Raw genomic sequence first — 3,826 nt, 5'->3', positions numbered from 1 at the left:
GCGTGACGGCGCTGTCAGCTTCGGGTCAGAGGGGCGGGGGCCGGGGGACCAGGGCGCCAGAACTCTGCCTCGAATGCGGAGTTTATACGATGCGTGTTCAGCCGATGTTTCATCTAACGGTGATCGACATTTCCGGCAAGAACTTATCGCGCCGTCGAGTTGAGGTTTTCCTCCCCATTTCACGGGCGGGTCGCTCCCGTGACCTCAGGCTTTTCCCCGGGAGCGGTCGGCCGATTCTCATCGGTCTTTTTGACCAAGCTCATGGGAAACGAATCTTCACTCTGCCGCATGCCCCGCGAATGTGCCGAGGCCGCGCGGGCCCGAGCCTACTCGCCGGCGGTCTCCCGCGGGGCGTTACGGATCACATTGGTTGGGCATAGTCCCTCGTACACAGCGGCCGGGCCCCCGGCTGCCCGTGCGAGGAGGGACAAGGCGATGGGGGATAAGGTCGCGGCGGGCGCGTTCGACCTGTCCGATCGGGACCGCTACCGCAGCAAGCTCCAGAAGTGCCTCACGGGACTCGAGCGGCTGCTGGAGGAGGAGCGGTTCGACCGGCCCCAGAATCTCATGGGGCTGGAGATCGAGCTGAATCTCGCCGGGCCCGACGGACTGCCGAGAATGTTGAATGCGCAGGTTTTGGAGCGCATCGCGAGCCGGGATTTCCAGACGGAACTCGGAATGTTCAACCTGGAAGTGAACATTGCCCCGCACCGGCTCGGCGGGCGCGTTCTCGACCAGCTCGCGGAAGAACTGCGCACCGGTCTCAACTATGCCCACAGAAAAGCGGCCGAACTGGACGCGGGCATCATCATGATCGGCATTCTGCCGACGTTGAAGAGTGCCGACCTGACCTCGGCGAACCTCTCCGACGTCGACCGCTACGCCCTCCTCAACGAGCAGATCGTGGCGGCGCGCGGCGAGCCCTTCGCCCTCGACATCGAGGGGGTGGAGCGGCTCACCTGCACCTCCGCGTCCATCGCGCCCGAGGCGGCCTGCACCTCCATCCAGTTGCACCTCCAGGTCACGCCCGGCCGCTTCGCCGACGTGTGGAACGCGGCGCAGGCCGTCGCCGCCGCGCAGATCGCCGTGGGCGCCAACGCGCCGTTCCTCTTCGGCCGCGAGGTGTGGCGCGAGTCGCGCCCGCCGCTGTTCCTCCAGTCCACCGACACCAGGCCGCCGGAGCTCCAGGCCCAGGGCGTGCGCCCGCGGACGTGGTTCGGTGAGCGCTGGATCACCGGGCCGCTGGAGCTGTTCGAGGAGAACCTCCGGTACTTCCCCGCGCTGCTGCCGCTGATGGACGCCGAGGACCCGCTCGCCGTGCTCGACGAGGGCGGGGTGCCCCAGCTCGGCGAGCTGGTCCTGCACAACGGGACCGTCTACCGCTGGAACCGCCCGGTGTACGACGTCGCCGACGGCGTCCCGCACCTGAGGGTGGAGAACCGCGTCCTGCCCGCGGGCCCCAGCGTCACCGACGTCATCGCCAACGTCGCCTTCTACTACGGGCTCGTACGGGCGCTCTCCGAGGAGGCGAGGCCCGTGTGGTCCCGGCTGCCGTTCGAGGCGGCGGCACACAACTTCGACGAGGCGTGCCGCCACGGCATCGACGCCAAGCTGCGCTGGCCGCGGCGCGGCAGGCTGGGCGGGACCGTGGAGGTGCCGGCCGTGGATCTCGTACGCGAGGAGCTGCTGCCGCTGGCCGCCGCCGGACTTGACGCGTGGGGCGTGGCGGCGGCCGACCGCGACCTCTACCTCGGGGTGATCGAGGAGCGCTGCCGGCGGCGGGTCAACGGCGCGTCCTGGCAGGCGGACACCTACCACCGGGCCCTGGAGCACGGGCTCACCAGGCAGGCGGCGCTCGCCGCCACCACCCAGCGGTACTCCGCGCTGATGCACGAGGGCGGGCCGGTGCACACCTGGCCGGTGGGGTTCCCCGGAGCGGCGGCGCGGCGGGGGTGAGCCGCGCGGTCAGCGCCGACGGCTGCCGGCCTCCATGATGGCCTTGAGCATGACGGCGTGGATCTGCGCGGGGTCGTCGACCTGGTGGCCGGAGCCGCCGGTGGCCGCGGCGATCTGCTCGACCTCGTCCTTGTCGGCGTCGGGGCCCACGGCTATCGCGATCACCGGCACCGGCTCCTCGGGGTCGGTGAGCTCCTCCAGCTGGGCGACGAGGGAGCTGCGCGAGATGCTGTCCGGGTCCTGGTTGGCACCGTCGGTGAGGATGACCAGGGCGTTGAACATGCCGTCCGCGTAGCTCGCGCGGGCCTTCCGGTAGGCGGCCAGGGTCGTGTCGTACAGGCCGGTGGCGCCGCCAAGGACGGGGCGCAGCTCGCTGAAGGCCCGGGAGAGCCGGTCGCGGTGGGTGGCGCCCTTCTCGCGGGTGCCGAGCCGTTCGGTGGGTTCGAGCTCGCGGTAGTCGCGGGCTCCGTCGAGCGCGGTGGCGAACTCCCAGAGGCCGATCTCGTCCTTGTCGGTGAAGCCCGCGAGGGCCTGGAGCAGCGAGGACTTGGTGACGTCCATACGGGACTGACCGCGCCCCGGCACGAGCTGCCGCATGGACTCCGAGGCGTCGACGACCGTGCTGAGCCGGGCGCTCTGCACCGTGATCGTCCACATGCCGAGGGTCTCCTGCACCTGCCGGTCGGACGGCGGTTCGATCGCCGCGGCCGAGTAGGGCTGCGGGGTACGGCCCCCCGCGGCGGTCACCAGCCTCCTGGACGGCTGGTCGGGGTCGGTCCTGAAGCCGTGCCCGGCCAGAATCTCCCGGCCCTCCTTCTCGCTGAACATCGCCATGAACCGCAGGGCCGCACGGCTGGTGTCGGTGGACATCTTCTCGTCCTCGACCAGCGTGTACGGGTAGTCGAGCCGGGGTGAGCCGTCCTCGGGGTAGAACAGGTCGAGTCTGGGCCCCCGGCCCGTCGACGCGTTGTGCGTGAACGCCGCCTGCTCGGAGACGATCAGCGCCTGGTTGCGGCGCGGGCCGCCCTCCCCGGCGTTCGAGCCGTCGCGGGCCAGCGTGTTCAGGAGCTGTCCGTCGGTGTCCGCCGTGCGCTTGGCGAGGCTCTTGGCCAGTGCGGCGGCCCGGGTCTCGCCCTCCGCGCCGCCCCGCTGCCGCGCCGACGCGCCGATCTTGGCGAGGGCGAGCAGGCCGGTGGCGCTCCGTGCGGGGTCGGCGGCGCCGAGGCGCACCGTGCCGTTTGCCATGGCGATGGCCGTCAACTCGGGCCAGGCATACGTCTTCCCCGGCCAGCCCAGGCTCTTCGCGGCGGAGGGGACCATGCCGACGCCGACGGGTGAGGCGGCGATGTTGCCCGCGGCGGCGATCTTTGTCTGCCGGGTGCCGCCGAGGCCGACGCGCTGCACCCACAGCTCGGAGTCGGGGACCCACACCTCGTACCCGGGGTCCTTCGTGCCGGAGCGGAGTTCGTCGGCGACCTCGTAGGAGTCGCGGGCGGTGACCCGGACGTCGACGCAGTGGCCGTCGGAGGTGATCTCCCGCTCCCTGGCGCTGTCGGCGGCGTCCCGCAGCGCGGGCGTCACATCCGGTGCGGCGACCACGTCCAGGCGTACCGCGTCGTCACCGCACGAGCCGGGGAAGGAGAGCAGACCGCTGCGGACGGCCACCGCCGTACCGCCCGCGACCACGAGGACGAGGGCCGTGGCGAGGGCGACCGAGCGGCCTCGCGCGCGTGGCCGGGGGTCCAGTGCGTCCGTTCCGTGCTCATCGGGCAAGCTGTGACGTCCCATGGCGGTGGTGCCCCTCCTTGATTGACGAAGCAAGGAAAGAGAGGGGTTACGCGCCCGGGAACGGCGGCCCTCCCCCTCGGCC

The 3,826-nt window shown here is 71.2% G+C and carries 2 protein-coding genes; one reads left to right on the top strand and one right to left on the bottom strand.

The window, feature by feature from the left end; genetic code table 11:
- Positions 1–435: 435 nt before the first annotated feature.
- Entirely contained in the window at positions 436–1,956 is a 1,521-nt protein-coding gene (locus AB8Z36_RS33125) for a glutamate--cysteine ligase (protein ID WP_369217088.1), read from the top strand.
- A 9-nt stretch (positions 1,957–1,965) separates the two neighbouring features.
- On the opposite strand, the gene AB8Z36_RS33120 is transcribed toward AB8Z36_RS33125, so the two are convergent.
- On the bottom strand, positions 1,966–3,744 hold the full coding sequence (locus AB8Z36_RS33120; RefSeq protein WP_369217087.1) for a substrate-binding and VWA domain-containing protein: 1,779 nt from the start codon (positions 3,742–3,744) through the stop codon (positions 1,966–1,968).
- Positions 3,745–3,826 lie beyond the last annotated feature (82 nt).

Source organism: Streptomyces flavofungini, from assembly GCF_041028215.1.
GTDB classification, from domain to species: domain Bacteria; phylum Actinomycetota; class Actinomycetes; order Streptomycetales; family Streptomycetaceae; genus Streptomyces; species Streptomyces flavofungini_B.
This window is presented reverse-complemented; position numbering and strand designations above follow the sequence as displayed.

Bases quoted from the DNA above. Each gene is read 5' to 3' on its own strand.
- AB8Z36_RS33120 (WP_369217087.1), bottom strand. From the start codon at position 3,744: ATGGGACGTCACAGCTTGCCCGATGAGCACGGAACGGACGCACTGGAC.
- AB8Z36_RS33125 (WP_369217088.1), top strand. From the start codon at position 436: ATGGGGGATAAGGTCGCGGCGGGCGCGTTCGACCTGTCCGATCGGGAC.